Source organism: Ancylobacter radicis, assembly GCF_018449475.1.
GTDB lineage: Bacteria > Pseudomonadota > Alphaproteobacteria > Rhizobiales > Xanthobacteraceae > Ancylobacter > Ancylobacter radicis.
Genome location: NZ_JAHCQH010000004.1, coordinates 125,590 through 145,248 on the forward strand (window position 1 = coordinate 125,590; position 19,659 = coordinate 145,248).

Here is a 19,659-nt window from a genome sequence, read left to right on the forward strand (position 1 = left end):
TCGCGGGACGTTGTTCCGCAGACACACGGTCCGGGCGCATAGCTCAGTTGGTAGAGCAGCTGACTCTTAATCAGCGGGTCCTAGGTTCGAGCCCTAGTGCGCCCACCATATCCTCCCAGGAATGAAATTCTGGACCGGTGTCGGCAAGCGATTTAGTTATCAGGCCATGGATGGCCTTCCCCCGATACCACTCCAATTGACTGTAGCCGCGCTAGCGTCTGGAAATGTTCGATTGGATTCACCGGACTGATCGTCCGCTTCTTGTGGTGGAAGGGCCTCAGGTCCGGGTCGTGGCAGCGAATGCCGCGGCGACGGCGCTGATGGACCAACCCTTGCTGAATTGCGAACCCGGCCCGTTGCTCGCCGAGATCGGTCAGATGCCGGATTGCTCTGTAATGGAGCGGGCCTGGATGGCCGAGCCGGAAACACTGCAGGCCCAGTTCGAGATTGACATCATCGCGCAGGATGGCGCGAGCCGGCGCCTGCATTGCGGCCTGCGTCACCTGACCGACATGCATCGGCTGATCACCCTCCGCGAGGGGCCAGGTCGACTGCCCAATGACCAGGCGACCGAAATCCTCGACAAATTGCCGGTGGCGCTGGAGATCTACGATCTTGACTTCAACAGCCTGTTCTACAATCAGGTCTCTGACGAGATGTTCCTCTATGAGGAAAAGGCGATCGTTCATCACGATGAATGGTGGGAACTCGGCTTTCCTGATCCTGTGGAGCGGGCAGCGGTATTTGCCGAATGGCTTTCAAAAACGAAGGCCGCGCGGCAGGACCGTTCTGTCATCCAGTTCAGTGAATGGGCCGTGCAGTGCCGCGACGATGTTCGCCGCATCGTCCAGTTCCGCTACCGCTTCGTCGGCGATTTTTTCCTGCTGACCTGGTGGGATGTGACTGCACAGCGCCAGAGCGAGGAGCATCTGCGCCAACTTGCCGTTTCCGATCCGCTCACCGGCGTCTGGAATCGGCGCCGGCTGCTGCAGGAAATTGGCGGCGCGTTGGAGAAGGCCCTTGCGGGAGGGCCGGTCTGTTCGCTGCTGTCGATCGACATCGATCATTTCAAGTCGATCAATGATCGCTTCGGTCACCCGATCGGCGATGAAGTGCTGCGTGCGATCGCGCAGCGTTGTCATGCGCTGTTGCGGGGCGCCGATGTGCTCGCCCGTATCGGGGGCGAGGAGTTTGCGGTTCTCCTCATCGGCATGGGCGGTGTTGAGGCGCAGATTGCCGGGCAGCGTCTGCTGCGCGAATTGTGCCGGCCAATCATCACCAGTGCCGGGCTCGCCATCGACATCTCGGTCAGCATCGGGCTCGCCACCAGCCTGCCGGGAGAGCAGGATGTGGACGCTTTGCTGAGCCGCAGCGATCGCGCGCTTTACCGGGCCAAGGCGGCGGGGCGCGGCTGCCTGGTTGTCGACGGCTCGTGAACGCTCTTCTCGCCTCCACTGTGCTAGAATCATACCCAGCGAGCCGAGCGGTAAGCCGGAAGCGCCGCCGACCGGAGGACATTGCCATTTCCCATACGCTTTCGATGATCTGTGCCCATTGCCAACGCTGTGGGCGGCGGTCCGCGCTCGGTCAGGGCGATGCAGCGGCGCTTGCCGAGCTTGATCCCGCCGAGCCGGCCCCGCGTCTGCGTTGCGATATGTGCGGAGGGCGAAGGGTCACCCTGTTCCGGGCGCGCGGCCCTATGGAGATGATCGCCTTTCTGGCCGGCCGCATGTGAAGGGCCCCGCGAACCAAACGGCGACTGCCGCGTTGTCCGGCGCGGGCATTCGACCGGAGGACAGCGATATGGCCAATAACGACACGACTTCGAACGGCACGGAAAAAATTCCCGGCGCTTCGGGCGCTTATCAGGCCGTATCCGGTGAGTCCTTTGGGAGCACGAGGACGACCGGCAGCGGCGCGTCGTCAACCCTTGCACCTCGCCCGGTCAAGAGCGCCGCGGCGATGACTGAGGACGCGGCTTCTGGCACTGGCCGGCGTTATTCATTCAACATGCTGCTGGCGACGGCCGTTGTCGGCTACGCGATCGGGCGTTTGCTCCCGCGCTGAGCTACGATCGGAAAGGTCATTATGCAGACACTCACTGTGCGCCATCTGACGCACTACACTTATGCCAATCCCGTGGTCTTCCAGCCGCACAAGCTGATGCTGCGTCCGCGCGACAGCCATGATCTGCGTCTGGTGGCGGCGGAGCTGACACTCTGGCCGCACGCTAATGTGCGCTGGCTGCATGATGTCTTCGGCAATTCCGTTGCGATGGTCGAGTTTCTCGAGCCGTCCAACGAGTTGAAGGTCGAAAGCGTCCTTACGATCGAGCGTTACGGGACGGGTGGTCTCGATTTTGAGCTCGACGACGCGGCCAAGGAATACCCCTTCGTCTATTCCCCAGATGATCGCACCGATCTCGGGCGAATGCTCGAACCTCACTATCCCGACCCCGTCGGGCAGCTGGAGCAGTGGGCGAAGGGATTTATCGCCAGCCGGCCGACAGACACGATGGCGCTGTTGACCGATCTCAACAACAGCATTCACCAGGGGTTCGGCTATCAGGTCCGCCACGAGCAGGGCACGCAGCCGCCGCTGGAGACGCTGCGTCTGGGCACCGGATCCTGCCGTGATTTTGCGCTTCTTCTCATTGAGGCTGCGCGGGCCCTCGGTTTCGGCGCGCGCTTCGTGACGGGCTATCTGTACGATCCGGCGCTCGACGGTGACGCCCCCGGTGTTGTTGGGGCAGGTGCAACCCATGCCTGGGCGGATATCTATCTGCCCGGCGCCGGCTGGGTGGAGTTCGATCCCACCAACGGCACGATCGCCGCCGATAACCTGATCCGTGTTGCGGTGACGCGTGATCCAAGCCAGGCCGTTCCGGTGGCCGGCGGCTTCACCGGGCTGACGGGTGACTATCTCGGCATGGTGGTCAATGTGTCCGTGCGGGCGCAAGCCGCACCCTTGGCCGCCTGATTTCAGGCCCGTCCGATCGCGAGAGGGGCCTGCCCTGAATCAGGCAGGCCCCGGGCGTCGTCAGGCGCCGGTCTGTTCCAGCGTGGGGTAGTCGATGTACCCCTTGGCGCCACCGCCATAGAGGTGATCGCGGTCAAGCTCGTTGAACGCGGCACCGAGGCGCAGGCGTTCCACGGCATCCGGGCTGGAGATGAATGGTTTGCCGAAGGCCACGAGATCGGCCTTGCCGTTGGCTACGACGTCTTCGGCCATGGCCTTGTCGTAACCGTTATTGACCATCCAGGTACCGCTGTAACGCTTGTGCAGGGCTTCGAAATCGAAGCCGGGCACGATGTCGCGCGGCCCGCCGGTCGCGCCTTCGATCATGTGGACATAGACCGGCTTGATGGCTTCCAGCACGTCCATCACATGGGCAAAGAGAGCCGCGGGATCACTGTCCGAGAGGCCGTTCGCCGGAGTCACCGGGGAGATGCGGACGCCGGTACGGCTGGCACCGATCTCGACCGTCACCGCCTCCATGATCTCCTTGAGGAAGCGGACGCGGTTCTCGATCGAGCCGCCATATTGGTCGGTGCGCTGGTTGGCGCTGTCGCGCAGGAACTGGTCGATCAGATAACCATTGGCCGCATGGATTTCCACGCCATCGAAGCCGGCGCGGATCGCATTTGCCGCCGCGCGGCGGAAATCATCGATGATGCCGGGAATTTCGCGGGTTTCCAGCGCGCGAGGCTCGTCGACCTCGGAAAACCCATTGTTCACATAGGTTTTCGTCTCGGCGCGGATGGCGGAGGGAGCAAGCGGCGCGGCGCCGCCCGGCTGCAGCGAACGATGCGAGACGCGGCCGACATGCCAGAGCTGGACAAAAATATGCCCGCCCTTGGCGTGCACGGCGTCCGTGATCTTCTTCCAGCCCTCGATCTGCGCCTCGGTGAACAGGCCGGGCGTATCCTGATAACCCTGTGCGGTCGCCGAGACCTGCGTAGCCTCGGTGATGATGAGGCCTGCGGAGGCGCGCTGGGCATAATATTCCACCGCCAGCGGGGAGGGGACGAGGCCTTCCACTGCGCGGTTGCGCGTCAGAGGTGCCATGACGACCCGATTTGCCAGGGTGATTTCGCCGAGACGGTAGGTGTCGAAGAGCGACGGCGTGGGGCTCATGAAAATTCCTGTCCTGTCGGAGGATGACTATCCCTGCTCACGTAGTCATCGTTTCGGCGGACGGAAGGGGCTGCGAAACGCGCATTGTTGCAACGCACGCTCTGCGTTTCTGCCAACTGTTCGGTCCCGGCATTTACCGTTGCCCTGCACATTGGCATTCCAATGCACTAGAAGGGGAATGCCGGCCAACAGGGCAGTCCCGCATGATCGATATCGCCTCGCGCGTCTACAATCACACTTGGAAGATCGACCCGATCGTTCGATCGGTGCTCGACACCGATTTCTACAAGCTGCTGATGGCGCAGACGATCTATCGGCGGCATTTCCAGACGCGGGTCACCTTTGGCATCATCAACCGCACGGCGCGGATTCGCATCGCGGATTTTGTCGATGAGGGGGAACTGCGCGAGCAGCTCGACCATGTGCGGTCCCTGTCGCTGACGCGCGGGGAATCGACCTGGCTGCGCGGCAACATGTTCTACGGCAAGCGTCAGATGTTCTCCCCGGACTTCATGGCCTGGTTCGAGAATTTCCGCTTCCCCGCCTATCATCTGGAGAGGCGCGACGGGCAGTATGAGCTGACGTTTGAAGGGCCGTGGATCGAGACCACAATGTGGGAAATCCCCGCCCTTGCCATCATCAATGAGCTTCGATCGCGCGCGGTGCTGCGCAGCATGGGGCGCTTCGAGCTTCAGGTTCTGTATGCCCGGGCGATGACCCGCGTATGGGAAAAGGTGGAGCGTCTCAAGGCGCTCGGCGGCGTCAATGTCGCCGACTTCGGAACCCGTCGCCGGCACGGCTTCTTGTGGCAGGACTGGTGCGTGCAGGCGATGATGGAGGGGCTCGGAGAGAGTTTCCTGGGGACGTCGAACTGCCTGATCGCCATGCGGCGCGAGGTGGAGGCCACCGGCACCAACGCCCATGAACTACCCATGGTCTATGCCGCGCTCGCCGATTCCGACGAGGAACTCGCCAGGGCGCCCTACAAGGTGCTGTCAGACTGGCAGAAGGACTATGAGGGCAATCTGCGGGTGATCCTGCCCGATACCTTCGGAACCACGAACTTTCTCGCCATGGCGCCCGACTGGGTCGCCAATTGGACGGGTATCCGAATCGACAGCAAGGAGCCGATCGAGGGTGGGGAGGAGGCGATCGCCTGGTGGACCTCCCGCGGGCAGGATCCACGCACAAAACTCGCGATTTTTTCCGATGCGCTGGACATCGCCGATATCGAGCGAATTTATCGGCACTTCCAGGGGCGGATGCGCATGGGTTTCGGCTGGGGCACGCTGTTGACCAACGATTTCCGGGGATTTGCCCGCGACGGCCGGCTGGACCCGATCTCCATCGTTTGCAAGGTCATCTCGGCCGATGGCCGCCCCACTGTGAAGCTCTCCGACAATGCGACCAAGGCCATGGGGCCGGCGGACGAAATCGCCCGATATCGGCGCGTGTTCCATGCCGTGGAGGAGGACCGTCGGGAGGTCGCGGTCTGAGCGCCCAGAGAGGTATTAAAATCGCGTGTGCGGAACCGTCGCGTGGGTGGGCCAAGAGTTGCCGCAATCGCGCGTCATGTTGAAAAACTAGCCATGTTGCTTTCTTGCATCAACCGACCCAATGCGGTTAGTGTGGCGCCGGAGCGTGCGGGAAGTAGTTGAGTAGTGTCAGCGGGTCTGCGGAGGCCCGCCACAGAACGGAAGTTACGCATGCGGAGTGTCGAGCACTGCGAAGCCGAGTGGATGGCGGGGACGGCCTTCGGGCACAGCCGCCGGGAGACCCGATCCAATGCTGAGACTGTCGTCATGATGTGTGAGCCCGTCGGCCGTTGCCGCTCGAAAGCCGCGTTCCCGCTGACGACGTTCGCCGAGTGACCCGCGCCATGCCGACCTCATCGCAGGAGCCGCGCGGTTCGGGACTATCGTCCACGCTGGTCAAAGATTTTCGCGCCATTCTGAATGCTCTGGAGCAGGAGAAGGCCACACGTGGCGGCGATGCTCAGTTGGTGTCGTCTACAGGCGCGTCTGTGAGCGGGCACGCCGGTGCCGATCCCCGTTCCGTGGATGAGCCTGCACGCCCCTTGGTCGTGCGGCGCGAGCCATCGGAGCGTCCGGCGCCAGCTCCCTATTCCGAGGTCCGCACCCGAATCGCCGCTTTGGGTGACGTGCGCGACATGTTTCCCGTCCGGCCCAAGGCCGAACTCCAGACGCCCGTAGCGCCGCTATCGTCCGAGGCGCAGCCTGTGCCCGATCAGCTTCGGCCCGCCGCACTGCGTCCCGTACAGCAGCCGATTTCCGATTCCTCGACGACCGAATCACGGCGGCGGGGCTTTGGCGTTGTCGGGCGCTGCGCAGAAGGTGAAGCGCCGGCGCGCCGGCGCCGTGCCGCGTCCAAGGATGCCTTTACGTGGCAGCGCCTCGGTGTGCTCGCCATCTGCATGGCGATCGCGGGCGGTGGCGCCGTGGCTCTGCAGTCGGTTGTCGGGCGTGAAGAGGCCAAGGTCGCCCCTGAGGCCATCGGCAACGCGGCCATTGCCAGCGTGGCCCCCTCAGCGCCGCTGGCGATGGTCGCTGCCACGGAAAGCGCGGAAGCCGGTCCCGCCGAGCCGTTCCCCATTGCGTCCGCGCCCGCCGCAAGTACGGCTCCGAGCGTATCCGCTGTGGTAGCTGAAGTGCCGCAGCCGACACTGCGCAATGCCGAACCGCTGTTCGAAACGACGCCGGTACCTGCCAACATACCCGGCATGACCGCCTTTGCGCCGACGGGTGAGGCCGATGCCCAGAACACGGAGGCTCTCGCCTCGGCCCAGCCCAAAGCCGTGAGCCTGCCGAAGCAGGCGCCGCTGCCGCCGCCGGCCCCCGTCAAGCATGTGGCGTCGGCCGAACCGACGGCCCCGACCGACAGCGATACGGCGGCCGTCGCCGAGGAGGATGGGCCTTCCGACACGGCTGCCACTGGTTTCGGCGGTGATCCGGTGGGCACCATCACCCTTCGCTCGCCGGTGACGATGCGTGCGGCGCCGAAGAAGGGCGCAGCTCCCATCGCCAATCTGCCCGGCGGCCAGAAGGTCGATCTCGTGGCGTGCTCCGGCTGGTGCGAAGTGATTGCCGACGGCAAGCGCGGCTTCATCTACAAGAGCTTCGTCGATGTCTCGGCGCTGAAGCCGATGGAGACGGTCACGCCCTGAGCGTGACGTCCTGCCTTGAGATAGGCGCCTCGGTAACAACCTGAATCAATTGTTGAGCCGGCGCCGGCGCAGAACATGCGTGGCTTGGCTCGTCACGTTTCGGGGCGCGTGTTAGACCGCGACCGGAACGTTTCATTGGCAATTTCGTCACGAGGTCAGATCAATGGCTCAAAGCACGGCTGCGGAAAAAGCTCCTATCCGCGTCGGCGTCATCGGCGTCGGCGTCATGGGCTACAATCATGCGCGCGTGCTCTGCGACCTTCCCGGCGCCGAACTGGTCGGCATTGCTGATCCGGACGAGGCGCAGCGTGCCAAGGTGGCGGCCATGCTCGGCTGCAACGCGGTGGCGAGCATCGGCGATCTGATCGAGCTTGGCGTCGACGCGTTGGTGGTGGCCGCTCCCACCCATCTTCACCACGATGTGGCGCTGGCGGCGATCAACGCCGGCAAGCATGTTCTGGTCGAGAAGCCTATTGCCCCGACCGTTGCCGAAGCCGAGGCCATTGTCGCCGCTGCCAAGGCGAAGGGCCTTGCTCTCATGGTGGGCCATGTCGAGCGGTTCAATCCGGCTGTCGAGGCCGTGAAAAATGCCATTCGCGGCGAAGAGATCCTCTCCATCGGCATTACCCGTGTCGGCCCGTTCCCCCCGCGCATGTCCAATGTCGGCGTGGTGATCGACCTCGCCGTGCACGACATCGACCTGATCTGTCACTTCACGGGTTCGCACATCGTCGACGTGCAGCCGCAGGTGAAGGCGGCGGTGGCCGACCGCGAAGACATTGCCCTGCTTCAGTTCCGCACGGCCAATGGCGTACTGGCGCACATCAACACCAACTGGCTGACGCCCTTCAAGGCGCGCACCGTGCATGTCGCTACCCGCAACAAATATGTCATCGGCGACCTGCTGACCCGGCAGGTGACGGAGTGCTTCGACTACAAGCCGGATGGCAGCTACTCGATGCGGCATCTGCCGGTCGCCTATGCCGAGCCGCTGCGCGTTGAACTGACCCGCTTCCTCGAAGCGGTGCGCGGCGACCGCGACCCGGCGGTCTCAGGTGAGGACGGCGTTGCCGCCATCGCGACCGCCATGCGGTGCCTCGAACACTTCCCCGCCCCGAAATCGGCCCCCGAGACGCCCCTGCGCGTTGTCGCCGCCGGCTGAGCGAGACCATCGAATGAATTCGCATGTGAAGACCGAGACCGTGTCCGCCTCCCTGCCGCCGATTCCCTTCATCGACGTCGCCTCCCAGCGCGCCCGCCTCGGCTCGCGTATCGACGAGGCGGTGACGCGGGTACTGAACCACTGTCGCTTCGTGAATGGTCCGGAAGTGACCGAGCTGGAAACCCAGCTTGCCGCTTTCGCCGGCGCCAAGCACGCGATCTCCTGCTCCAGCGGCACGGACGCGCTGGCGATGATCCTCATGGCCTGGGGCGTGAAGGCCGGCGACGCGGTGTTCTGCCCCGCCTTCACCTTCTGCGCCACCGCCGAGGTTGTGCCGTGGGTAGGGGCAACGCCTGTCTTCGTCGATGTGCTGGACGATACGTTCAATATGGATCCGGCGAGCTTGGAGGCCGCCATCAAGGTCGCCACGGATCGCGGACTTAACCCGCGTGTGGTGATCCCGGTCGATCTGTTCGGCCAACCGGCCGATCTCGATGCGATCGAGGTCATCGCCAAGGCACATGATCTGAAGATCCTGTGCGACACGGCGCAGGGCTTTGGCGCCACCTGGAACGGCAAGCGCACCGGCTCGTTCGGGGACGCCTCAGCGACCAGCTTCTTCCCGGCCAAGCCGCTCGGCTGCTTCGGCGACGGCGGTGCCGTATTCACCGATGACGACGATCTTGTGCCCGTGCTGAAGAGCGTGCGCGAGCATGGCCAGGGTGTCGACAAATATGAGAATGTCCGCATCGGCATGACCGGCCGCCTCGACACCATCCAGGCGGCCATCCTTCTCGAAAAGCTCAGCATTTTCGAGGATGAGATCGCCGCCCGCCAGCGCGTCGCCACCCGCTACAATGAGGCGCTGAAGGACGTGTGCGTCGTTCCTGCGGTGGATCCGCGTGCGACTTCGGTCTGGGCGCAGTACACGATCCGCCTTCCGCATGGCGTGCGCGATGGCCTCGCCGCCGCCCTTCAGAAGGAAGGCGTGCCGACCGCCGTTTATTACCGCATCCCGATGCACCGCCAGCCGGCCTATGCGCAGTATCCCGCCGCCGGAAACGGCTTGCCGGTCTGCGAGAAGCTCTGCGGCGAGGTCATCAGCCTGCCGATGCATGCTTATCTCGACGAGGCGAGCCAGGAACGGGTCATCGCCGCCGTCCGTCGGGCGCTCGGCGCCTGACGCAGCAGTACAGGGCTGGCAGTCAGGGGCCGACGGGGCTAGCTTCCGCCGGCCCTTTTCGTGACCAGCAAGCCCGCGCCATGATTCGCAGCATCTTCTCCGTCGGCGGCTGGACGCTTCTCTCGCGCCTGACCGGCTTCGTGCGTGACATCATGATGGCGGCGGTGCTCGGCGCCGGGCCGGTGGCGGACGCCTTCTATATCGCCTTCCGGCTACCGAACCATTTTCGCTCGATCTTCGCGGAAGGCGCGTTCAACACCGCCTTCATCCCCGCTTATGCGCGGGTGAAGACGGTGCTGGGCGATGGCAGCGCCCGTCAGTTCGCCAATGGCATCCTCACGGCGGTGGTGCTGGTGCAACTCGCCCTGCTCGCCTTCGCGCTTGCCGCGACCGACTGGGTGGTCTCCGTGCTGGCGCCGGGATTGGCTGATGATCCCGAGCGGTTCGCGCTCACCGTCGATTTCACGCGCATCACCTTCCCCTATCTCGGCTTGATCGCCGTCGTGACGCTGGTCGGTGGCGTGCTCAACGCCAATGACCGCTTCTGGGCGGCAGCAGCGGCCTCGATCCTGCTCAATGTCGCGATGATCGGTACGTTGAGCGTCGTCGGTCTGTTTCCGACCGCGGGCGATGCCGCAGCCTGGGGTGTACTGATCTCCGGCTTCCTGCAAGTGGCGCTGCTGGTGTTCGACGCGGAGCGGCACGGACTTGGACCGCGCTTCGGCCGGCCCCGGCTCGATCCCGAAATGCGCCGGTTCCTGCTGGCGCTCGGACCGGCGATCATCGGTTCGGCTGGGGTGCAACTCTCCATCTTCGCCGACACGATCATCGCCTCCTTCTTGCCTCAGGGGGCGATCGCGGCGCTGTTCTATGCCGACCGTATCAACCAACTGCCGATCGGCGTGATCGGTATCGCGGCCGGTATCGTGCTTCTCCCGGAGCTCTCACGCCGCATCGCGGCGGAGGATTATGCCGGGGCACGCCATGCCCAGTCCCGGGCCATCGAGCTTACCATCCTCCTCGCGCTGCCTTTCCTCGCGGCGTCGCTGACGATCCCGGAGATCATCATGCGCGGACTGTTCCTGCGCGGGGCGTTCACGGCCGAGGCGGCGGCTGCCGCCGGGGCGACGCTGGCGGCCTACGGCATAGGACTGGTGCCCTTTGTCATCCTCCGGTCGATCTCCGCGCCCTTCTATGCGCGTGGCGACACCCGTACGCCGGTCATGGCGACGCTCGGGGCGGCGGTCATCAACATCGCGTTGAAGATCGTGCTGATTGATGACTATGCCCAGGTAGGGCTCGCCTTCGCGACCTCGATCGGGGGCTGGATCACCGTCCTCGCTCTTGGCTTTCTGGCGCACCGGCGCGGTTATGAATGCGGTGACGAACAGCTTTGGCGCAAGCTGCCCGTGCTTGGACTGATCGCACTTGCCCTCGCAGCAACGCTATATTTCGCCGGCCATTTTGGCGTTCGCGTGTTTGCGAATTTGGACCGCGGTCAGGATGAGGGGCTGCTCGCCCTGTGTATCGCGGCGGCTGCGTTGGTCTATGCGGCGCTGGTTGGATTACTGCTCGGGCCAGCCTATCTTCGTACCCTGCTGCGCCCACCAAGGCCGCCCGCTATCGCTCCGTGATATTGATTACGCAGTGCAGCAAAACTGTGCTAGTGGCTCCCGAAGATGGGCGCCCGATGCGGGGCGGCGCGTATCGTGCGGCAGCCATACAGGGGCTGTCCGACTGACGTTCTCGGAGAGAATCGCATGACTGCAGCGTTGCCGCGCTTTCCCCTCTTTGCTCTCATCACGGCCGTTCTCGCTCTGGCCGGCTGTTCCGAGCAGAAGCAGGCTCAGCCGGCGGCGCCGCCGGCTGCTGCGGTCACTGTGGCCAAGCCGAGTGTGCGCACTGTCACTGATTATGACGAGTATGTCGGCCGCTTCACCGCCGTGGACCTGGTTCAGGTCTATGCGAGGGTCTCCGGCTATCTGCAGTCGATCAATTTCACCGATGGCCAGCTCGTGAAGCAGGGGGAACTCCTCTTCAGCATCGACAAGCGGCCGTTCCAGGTGGCGCTTGATCAGGCGCAGGCCAATCTGGACAAGGCGCAGGCGGATCTCGATTTCGCGCAGTCGGACCTCCAGCGCGCGCAGACGCTGATCGAGGACCGTGTCTCCACCGCCATCTCCAAACAGACCTTTGACCAGCGCCTGCAGACCGAGCGTTCGGCGCGTGCCAGCGTGGCGGCGGCTCAGGCGCAGGTTCATTCCGCCCAGCTCGACCTCGAATTCACCGAGCTTCGCTCGCCGGTCACCGGTCGTATTGGCGATCGCAAGGTCTCGGTTGGCAATCTGGTGACGGGCGGTGCGGGCGGCACCAACACCAATACACTTCTGGCCACCATTGTCTCGATGGATCCGATCTATTTCGAGTTCACCTATGACGAAGCCTCCTATCTGCGTTACCAGCGCATGGCCAAGCAGATGGGCGATACCGGCAAACCCATTCCGGTCGAGCTTGGGCTGATCGACGAGAAGAGCTTTTCCTACAAGGGAACGCTGAATTTCGTCGATAACCAGATCAGCACCGAAACCGGCACGATCCGCGGCCGGGCGCAGTTCGCCAATCCCGATGGCATCTTCACGCCGGGCATGTTCGGGCGTGTGCGCGTGCCGTCCTCCGTGCCCCATGAGGCTGTCCTGGTGCCGGACGCCGCCATCGGCACGGAGCAGACCCGCAAATTTGTCTATGTGATGCAGCCGGGCGATGAGCCTCAGGTGCCGCAGATGAAATATGTCACGCTTGGTCGGTTGAGCGATGGCTTGCGGATCATCAATAGTGGCCTCACCAAGGATGATCTGGTGGTGGTCAATGGTCTGGTCCGCATCCGTCCGGGTGCGAAGGTTGTCGGCAAGCCCGAGGAGCCTGCGGCCCCGGCCGCCGGCGCCGGGACGCAAGCGCCTGCCGCCAAGCCCGCCAACTGATCGCGGGAGAAACGATCATGCGCTTCTCCCATTTCTTCATTGACCGCCCGATCTTCGCCTCGGTCGTTTCGGTCATCGTCATGATCCTCGGCGGCGTGGCCTATGTCGCGCTGCCGGTCGCTCAGTATCCCGACATTGCGCCGCCGGTCGTGAACGTGTCGGGCCAGTATCCCGGCGCGTCCGCGGAGACGGTGGCCGACACGGTTGTCGCGCCCATCGAGCAGCAGATTAACGGTGTCGAGGGGATGCTCTACATCTCCTCGAACTCGACGGCGGATGGGCGCTTCTCCATCGCGGTCACCTTCGATATCGGCACCGACCTCGATATTGCGCAGGTTCAGGTGCAGAACCGCGTGTCTACGGCAACTCCGCGCCTGCCGCAGGAGGTGCAGCAGATCGGCGTGACGGTGGCCAAGTCGTCGCCGGATATGCTGATGGTGGTCAGCCTGTTCTCGCCGGACGACACCCGCGACTCGCTGTTCATATCCAACTACGCCAATCTGCAGATCAAGGATCAGCTCCAACGTGTGCCGGGCGTCGGCTCCATCACGGTGTTCGGCTCGCGTGACTATGCGATGCAGGTCTGGCTCGATCCGTTGAAGCTGCAGGCGTTGAGCCTTACCGCAACGGATGTGACGGCCGCGCTTGAGGCCCAAAACCTTCAGGTCGCCTCAGGTGTGCTGAACTCCCCTCCGGTGGAAAAGCAGCTCGCTTTCCAGGTCGCGGTGCGCACGCTCGGGCGTCTATCGACACCGGAGGAGTTCGGCAACATCGTCGTGCGCCAGAGCGGCAATGCCGTGGTGCGGTTGCGTGACGTTGCACGTATCGAGATCGCCGCGCAGGACAGTTCCTCGATTTCGTATTTCGACTCCAAGCCATCGGTGTCGCTGGGCATCTTCCAGTTGCCGGGCTCCAACGCACTCGCCACGGGCGAGGCGATCGAGCGCCAGGTCAAGGAAATCGCCAAAAGCTTCCCGTCCGGCATCGTCTATTCAACCGCCTATAATCCGACGCAGTTCATCGCCGAATCCGTGCGCGCGGTCGAGCACACGATCTTCGAGGCGATCATTCTCGTCGTGATCGTGGTGATGCTGTTCCTGCAAAGCTGGCGTGCGGCGATCATTCCGATCATCGCTATTCCGGTGTCGCTGATCGGCACCTTCTTCATCATGAGCCTGTTCGGATTCTCGCTGAACAACCTCTCCCTGTTCGGCCTGGTCCTTGCCATCGGCATCGTCGTCGACGACGCGATCGTTGTGGTGGAAAGCGTCGAGCACAATATCTCGACCGGGCTCAGCCCGCGCGATGCCGCCTACAAGACCATGGATGAGGTCGGCGGTGCGCTTGTTGCCATTTCGCTCGTGCTGGCCTCGGTGTTCATTCCCTCGGCCTTCATCACCGGCATTTCCGGCGAGTTCTACCGCCAGTTTGCGCTCACCATCGCCGGTTCGACGCTGATCTCGCTGCTGGTCTCGCTGACTCTCTCTCCTGCGCTGTGTGCGCTCCTGCTGAAGCCGCACAAGGGGCCGGATCACAAGCCGGCTTGGTATGCTCGCCCCATCACCGGGTTCTTCCATTATTTCAACAAGGGCTTTGACGGTGTCTCCCGCGGTTATGGCTGGCTCACCAGCCGGCTGGTGCGCTTCGCCATCGTCGTCCTGGTGGTCTACGTCGCGATACTGGCGGGCGGCTTCAAGCTGTTCTCGATGACGCCGCAGGGTTTCATCCCGGCGCAGGATCGCGGCTATCTCATCGTTGCCGCGCAGTTGCCGGGCGGCGCCTCGCTCGCGCGCACCAATGAGGTGATGACGCGCGCGGCTAAGGAAGTGCTGGCGACCCCGGGCGTGGCTCACGTGGTCAACATCGTCGGCTTCTCGGGCGCGACCTTCACCAACGCGCCGAATGCGGGCGCGATGTTCGTCATTCTGGGACCGGCCGCCGAGCGTGCGGAGCATCCCGGACAGTCGGCGGCGGCGATCCAGGGGCAACTCTTCGGCAAGCTCGCGCCGATCCAGGAAGCGTTCATGATCGTCGTCATGCCGCCGCCCGTGCAGGGCATCGGCAATGCCGGCGGCTACCGCATGATGATCGAGGATCGCGGCGGGCGCGGCTATCAGGCGCTGCAGGGTGCCGTCTATGCGATGATGGGCCGCGCCAACCAGACGCCGGGCCTCAAGCAGGTCTATTCGCTGTTCGAGACATCGACGCCGCAGCTGTTCCTCGATATCGACCGCACCAAGGCGCAACTGCTCGGCGTCAACATGGCGGACGTGTTCTCGACGCTGCAAACCTATATCGGCTCGAGCTACGTCAACGATTTCAACCTGTTCGGCCGCACGTACCGCGTTCAGGCGCAGGCTGATGCGCCTTATCGCCTGACCCCGGAGGATGTGCTGCAATTACGGGTGAAGAACGCCGCCGGGCAGACCGTGCCGTTCGGCTCCTTCACCACGGTGCAGGACATCTCCGGTCCCTATCGCGTGCCGCGTTACAATCTCTACCCCGCCGCCGAGCTCGACGGCGACGTGGCCGGCATATCGCAAGGGCAGGCGATCCAGCTCATGCAGCAGATCGCCACCGAGACCCTGCCGGACGGCTTCGCCTATGAATGGACGGCACTTGCGTATCAGCAGGTGCGGGCGGGCAACACGGCCATCTTTGCCTTTGGGCTTGGCGTCGTGTTCGTCTTCCTCGTGCTGGCGGCGCAGTATGAAAGCCTGACACTCCCGCTCGCGGTCATTCTGATCGTGCCGATGTGTCTGATCGCTGCCGTGGTGGGCATTCTGCTGCGTGGGCAGGACAACAACATTCTCAGTCAGGTCGGCTTCATCGTGCTGATCGGTCTGGCGGCGAAGAATGCGATTCTGATCGTGGAATTCGCCAAGCAATTGGAGGATCGCGGTGAGGATCGCTTCACGGCGGCCACCCATGCCGCGCAGCTGCGCCTGCGCCCGATCATCATGACGTCGCTCGCCTTCATCCTCGGCGTCGTGCCGCTGGTCTGGGCGACGGGGGCGGGCTCTGAACTCCGACAGGCGCTTGGTACGGCCGTGTTCTCCGGCATGATCGGCGTGACGATATTCGGCCTTCTTTTCACGCCCACTTTCTATGTTGTCAGTCGCTGGATTGCCGGCTTTGGCGAGCGGCGGCGGGCGCGTGCGCGCGAGCAGGCGGCCAGCTTGCCGCATTAAGGCGGCTACACAGCAAAAAGGCGCCCGCTGGGGCGCCTTTTTCATAACGGCAGTAGCGCGGGTCTCAGTCGAGCACGGCCGCCTTGAGCAGGCACACCATGGTGGCCTGGGCCGGCTCGCTGCCGAGATTGCGAATGACATGGCGCCGGTCGCACCGGTAGCGCAGCGTCTCGCCGGCGCGGGCGACCTCGATCACATCCGCGCATTCCACCTGCAACTCGCCGGAGAGCACGGACAGACACTCGATGGAGCCGCGCTGGTGGCCGTCCGAGATCAGCTCGCCGCCCGGCTCCGCGACGAAGTCGAACCATTGCAGCCATTCCACCGTCTTGATCCAGCCGGTGATGGTCAGTCGGCACTTGCCATCCTCCGAGAGGAGAATGGGCGTGTCGGCGCGGGTGAGGTGCTCGACAAAAGGTTCATCGTCCGTCGCCGCCATGAAGCGGTCAATGGAGACGTCGAGCGCCTGCGACAGCCGCCAGACCGTGGCGAGGGTAGGGTTTGTCTCGTTCCGCTCGATCTGGCTGATGATGGATTTGGCGACGCCAGACTGCTCGGACAGTTCCGAGAGCGAGAGATTATAGGCCTTGCGCAGCCGCTGGATGGTGCGGCCAAGCTGGCCGGTGATCGCCTGGGCGCCGGCTTCCATGCCAATCCGATCGAGACTGCGCGTGCGGCCCGACATGTCTCTCATATCCCTCGTTGATCCTGGAACTTAGGGTGCAGGAGCCAGGCGGCGCAAGCATGCCAAGCTTGTGTGAGGCTTTTGTCCCGGCTTGTTGTGCAGTGCCCCACACCGGATGACCATGGAATGGGGATGCGCGTCGCCTCGACCCGGACTAAACTCATAAAATGATGCAGTCCAACGCCCTCCCGACTATCGACGACATTCTCTCCGCCGCCGAGCGGCTTGCTCCTGTGGCCGTGCGCACGCCACTCATGACATCATTGAAGCTCGACGAGTTGACGGGGGGACGCATTTTTCTCAAGCCGGAACCGTTGCAGCGCACAGGCTCCTTCAAATTCCGCGGAGCGTATAATCGCATCTCGCGCATTCCGGCCGACCAGCGGGCAGGGGGCGTGGTGGCCTGTTCCTCGGGCAACCACGCACAGGGCGTGGCCGCGGCGGCGACCTTGATGGGCATGTCCTCAGTAATCGTGATGCCGAACAATGCGCCGGCCATGAAGAAGGCCCGGACGATTGCCTTTGGTGGAGAAGTGGTCGAGTACGACCGTGAGCATGATGATCGCGACGCCATTGCCGGCGCGATCGCCCGCGAGCGCGGGGCGATCTTCGTGCCGCCCTATGATGATTTCTACGTCATCGCGGGTCAGGGCACCGTCGGTCTGGAGATCGCACAGGATCTCGCGGCACTCGGTCTGGCGCCCGATGTAGTGATCGCCAATGCCTCGGGCGGGGGGCTTGTCTCCGGCATTGCGCTGGCCGTCAAGGATCGCTTTCCCGAGGCGCGGGTGATGACGGCGGAGCCGGCCGGGTTCGACGATCACGCACGCTCCTTCCGGTCCGGCGGGCGCGAGCGCAACAATCAGGTAAGCGGCTCGATCTGCGACGCGCTGCTGGCGGCGACGCCGGGCAAGCTCACTTTCGAGATCAGCTCCCGCATTGTCGGCGAGGGCGTCTCCGCGACGGACGAGGAAGTGGCGCGCGCCGTCGCCTTCGCATTCGAGGAACTGAAGATCGTGGTCGAGCCCGGCGGGGCCGTGGCACTTGCCGCGGTGCTGGCCGGGCGCGTTGATCTGACAGGTAAAATTGGGGCTATCGTGCTGTCCGGCGGTAATGTCGACGCGACGGTCTTCGCCCAGTGCCTCTCCGCTGCCTAAGAGGCAATAGCGTTCAGCTCGCCGCGACGTTGATGTGCTGCACGCGGCCCTGAGCCATGCGGATATTGCCGAGGAATTGTTCCGTGCAGGCCCGCCAGGAATAGCGCAGCGCGTAGGAGCGGGCGGCGCCTCGGTCAATATCCAGCGCGGCGAGGGCGGCGCGGCGCAGGTCGGGGTCGAGAACTCCGACCGGTGTGTCCAGCGGCGCCTCGCCGATGACGTCCATGGGGCCCGTCACCGGGAAGGCCGCGACCGGCAGACCGCTGGCGAGGGCTTCGAGCAGGACGATGCCGAACGTGTCGGTCAGGCTCGGAAAGACGAAGACGTCGGCGGCCGCGTAGATGCGCGCCAGCGCCTCGCCTTCCTTCATGCCGAGGAAATGCGCGTCCGGGTGCTGGGCCTGCAATTCGGCGCGGGCCGGGCCGTCACCGACGATGACCTTCGAGCCTGGAAGATCCAACTTCAGGAAAGCACTGATGTTTTTCTCCACCGCGACCCGGCCGACGGAGAGGAAGATCGGACGCGGCAGGCTGGCGACGAAGGCGTCCAGCTCATCGGCCGGGCGCGGGCGGAACAGTTCCGCATCGACGCCGCGCGACCAGCGCAGGATGTTGTGGAATCCGCGCCCGCGCAGCTCGGTCTCCAGCGTGCCGGTGGAGACCATGATGCCCGCGCCGGCATTGTGAAAGCGGCGCATCCAGGCATAGGAGAGGGCCTGCGGCACGGGTGCGCGCGCGGCCAGATATTCCGGGAAGCGGGTGTGATAGCTGGTCGTGAAGATCTGCCCGCGCGACAGACATACGCGCCGGGCGAGCATCCCGACGGGGCCTTCCGTGGCAATGTGGACGAAGTCGGCACCGATCTCGTCCATGCGGCGGGCCACCATGGAGCGGGTCGCGAGAGCCAGGCGGATCTCGGGATAGGTCGGCATCGGCACGGTGCGGAAATCGGACGGTGTCAGAAATTCGATTTCAGCGCCAAGAGCTTGCGCCTCGCGCGCGGTGTTTTGCAGCGAGCGGACGACGCCATTGACCTGCGGCGTCCAAGCGTCGGTCGCGATGAGGATGCGCATCAGGCGGCGACTTTCGGCCTCTCGAGAAGCAGGGGCGCGGTGACGCGGGCGCGGGTCTGGCGGGCCCAGTCGATCAGTTCGAAGCGTCCATCCTCATGCTCGACGATGGCGGTGCAGCTTTCCACCCAGTCGCCGCAGTTGAGATAGGAGACGCCGAAATTGTCGTGCATGATCGCGTGGTGGATATGGCCGCAGATCACGCCGTCCACCTTGTGGCGGCGGGCTTCGGTTGCGACGGCTTCCTCGAAGCGGCCGATGAAGTTGACCGCGTTCTTGACCTTGAGCTTGGCCCACTGGCTCAGCGACCAGTAGGGGAAGCCGAGCTTGCGGCGGATCCAGTTCAGATAGGTGTTCACGCCCAGCGCGAAGCTGTAGGCACCGTCACCCAGGAAGGCGAGCCATTTGGCATGGCGCACCACCACGTCGAACACGTCGCCATGGATGACGAGGTAACGCTTGCCATCCGCAGCCTCGTGGATCGCGGTCTCCACGACCTCGATCCCGCCGAAGTGGCTACCATAATAGTCACGCAGAAATTCGTCATGGTTTCCAGGCAGATAGACCATGCGCGCGCCTTTGCGGCCCTTGCGCAGGAGCTTCTGCACCACGTCATTATGCGCCTGCGGCCAATACCAGCCGGAGCGCAGCCGCCAGCCATCGACGATGTCGCCGACCAGATAAATGGTATCGGCATCGTGATATTTGAGGAAATCCAGCAGGAGATCCGCCTGACAGCCCTTGGTGCCGAGATGGACATCCGACAGGAACATGCTGCGGTAGCGGCGCTCTTCGGGCGCGTCGGTCATATTCAAAGCCCTCCCCGACATGCCCGCAATGGGCTCTGCGATGGCTTCATCGTCGCGACATAAGCCTGACTCGTATCACGATTTTATGACGCGCGGGGAGGGAA

General features: G+C 64.0%; 15 protein-coding genes and 1 tRNA gene. 12 read left to right on the forward strand and 4 right to left on the reverse strand.

The features are described from left to right. The first annotated feature begins 32 nt into the window (after positions 1-32). From KIP89_RS00825 to KIP89_RS00840, 4 genes are all read left to right on the forward strand, one after another. Positions 33-108: transfer RNA gene (locus KIP89_RS00825), tRNA-Lys, on the forward strand. Positions 109-224: 116 nt separating this feature from the next. Beyond that, a complete protein-coding gene (locus KIP89_RS00830; RefSeq protein ID WP_213753516.1) occupies positions 225-1,436 on the forward strand; it encodes a GGDEF domain-containing protein in 1,212 nt (403 codons plus the stop codon). A 367-nt stretch (positions 1,437-1,803) separates the two neighbouring features. Beyond that, entirely contained in the window at positions 1,804-2,067 is a 264-nt protein-coding gene (locus KIP89_RS00835; RefSeq protein WP_213753517.1) for a hypothetical protein, read from the forward strand. A gap of 21 nt (positions 2,068-2,088) precedes the next feature. Continuing rightward, the gene (locus tag KIP89_RS00840; RefSeq protein WP_213753518.1) at positions 2,089-2,979 is read left to right on the forward strand and encodes a transglutaminase family protein; all 891 of its coding nucleotides are present in this window, start codon (positions 2,089-2,091) and stop codon (positions 2,977-2,979) included. Positions 2,980-3,039: 60 nt separating this feature from the next. Here the strand turns inward: KIP89_RS00840 and KIP89_RS00845 are convergent, their stop codons facing one another. Further along, positions 3,040-4,137 carry an alkene reductase gene (locus KIP89_RS00845; RefSeq protein WP_213753519.1) on the reverse strand — a complete coding sequence of 366 codons (1,098 nt, stop codon included), beginning with the start codon at positions 4,135-4,137 and terminating at the stop codon, positions 3,040-3,042. A gap of 203 nt (positions 4,138-4,340) precedes the next feature. On the opposite strand from KIP89_RS00845, the gene pncB reads away from it, so the two are divergent. From pncB to KIP89_RS00880, 7 genes are all read left to right on the forward strand, one after another. Continuing rightward, entirely contained in the window at positions 4,341-5,633 is a 1,293-nt protein-coding gene (gene pncB, locus KIP89_RS00850) for a nicotinate phosphoribosyltransferase (RefSeq protein WP_213753520.1), read from the forward strand. 383 nt (positions 5,634-6,016) lie between these two features. After that, positions 6,017-7,321, forward strand: coding sequence for an SH3 domain-containing protein (locus KIP89_RS00855; RefSeq protein ID WP_213753521.1), 1,305 nt, complete (start codon positions 6,017-6,019; stop codon positions 7,319-7,321). Positions 7,322-7,484: 163 nt separating this feature from the next. Further along, positions 7,485-8,483 (forward strand): Gfo/Idh/MocA family protein, encoded by a 999-nt coding sequence (locus KIP89_RS00860; protein ID WP_213753522.1) that lies wholly within the window; start codon positions 7,485-7,487, stop codon positions 8,481-8,483. Positions 8,484-8,496: 13 nt separating this feature from the next. Beyond that, entirely contained in the window at positions 8,497-9,666 is a 1,170-nt protein-coding gene (locus tag KIP89_RS00865) for a DegT/DnrJ/EryC1/StrS family aminotransferase (protein WP_213753523.1), read from the forward strand. A gap of 80 nt (positions 9,667-9,746) precedes the next feature. Further along, positions 9,747-11,300, forward strand: coding sequence for a murein biosynthesis integral membrane protein MurJ (gene murJ / locus KIP89_RS00870; protein ID WP_213753524.1), 1,554 nt, complete (start codon positions 9,747-9,749; stop codon positions 11,298-11,300). A 126-nt stretch (positions 11,301-11,426) separates the two neighbouring features. Next, on the forward strand, positions 11,427-12,644 hold the full coding sequence (locus tag KIP89_RS00875; RefSeq protein ID WP_213753525.1) for an efflux RND transporter periplasmic adaptor subunit: 1,218 nt from the start codon (positions 11,427-11,429) through the stop codon (positions 12,642-12,644). Positions 12,645-12,661: 17 nt separating this feature from the next. Next, on the forward strand, positions 12,662-15,835 hold the full coding sequence (locus tag KIP89_RS00880) for an efflux RND transporter permease subunit (protein WP_213753526.1): 3,174 nt from the start codon (positions 12,662-12,664) through the stop codon (positions 15,833-15,835). Between the two features lie 64 nt (positions 15,836-15,899). Here the strand turns inward: KIP89_RS00880 and KIP89_RS00885 are convergent, their stop codons facing one another. Next, entirely contained in the window at positions 15,900-16,520 is a 621-nt protein-coding gene (locus KIP89_RS00885; protein ID WP_213753527.1) for a helix-turn-helix domain-containing protein, read from the reverse strand. 167 nt (positions 16,521-16,687) lie between these two features. Between KIP89_RS00885 and KIP89_RS00890 the strand changes: the two genes are divergently transcribed. Beyond that, a complete protein-coding gene (locus tag KIP89_RS00890; RefSeq protein WP_213753528.1) occupies positions 16,688-17,677 on the forward strand; it encodes a threonine ammonia-lyase in 990 nt (329 codons plus the stop codon). Positions 17,678-17,690: 13 nt separating this feature from the next. Here KIP89_RS00890 and KIP89_RS00895 read toward each other — a convergent pair whose 3' ends face one another. Next, complete coding sequence (locus KIP89_RS00895) at positions 17,691-18,749, reverse strand: glycosyltransferase family 4 protein (protein ID WP_305825929.1); 1,059 nt, start codon at positions 18,747-18,749, stop codon at positions 17,691-17,693. Further along, positions 18,749-19,555, reverse strand: coding sequence for a UDP-2,3-diacylglucosamine diphosphatase (locus KIP89_RS00900; RefSeq protein ID WP_213753529.1), 807 nt, complete (start codon positions 19,553-19,555; stop codon positions 18,749-18,751). Before KIP89_RS00900 ends, KIP89_RS00895 begins: the two co-directional genes overlap by 1 nt. Positions 19,556-19,659: the final 104 nt, after the last annotated feature.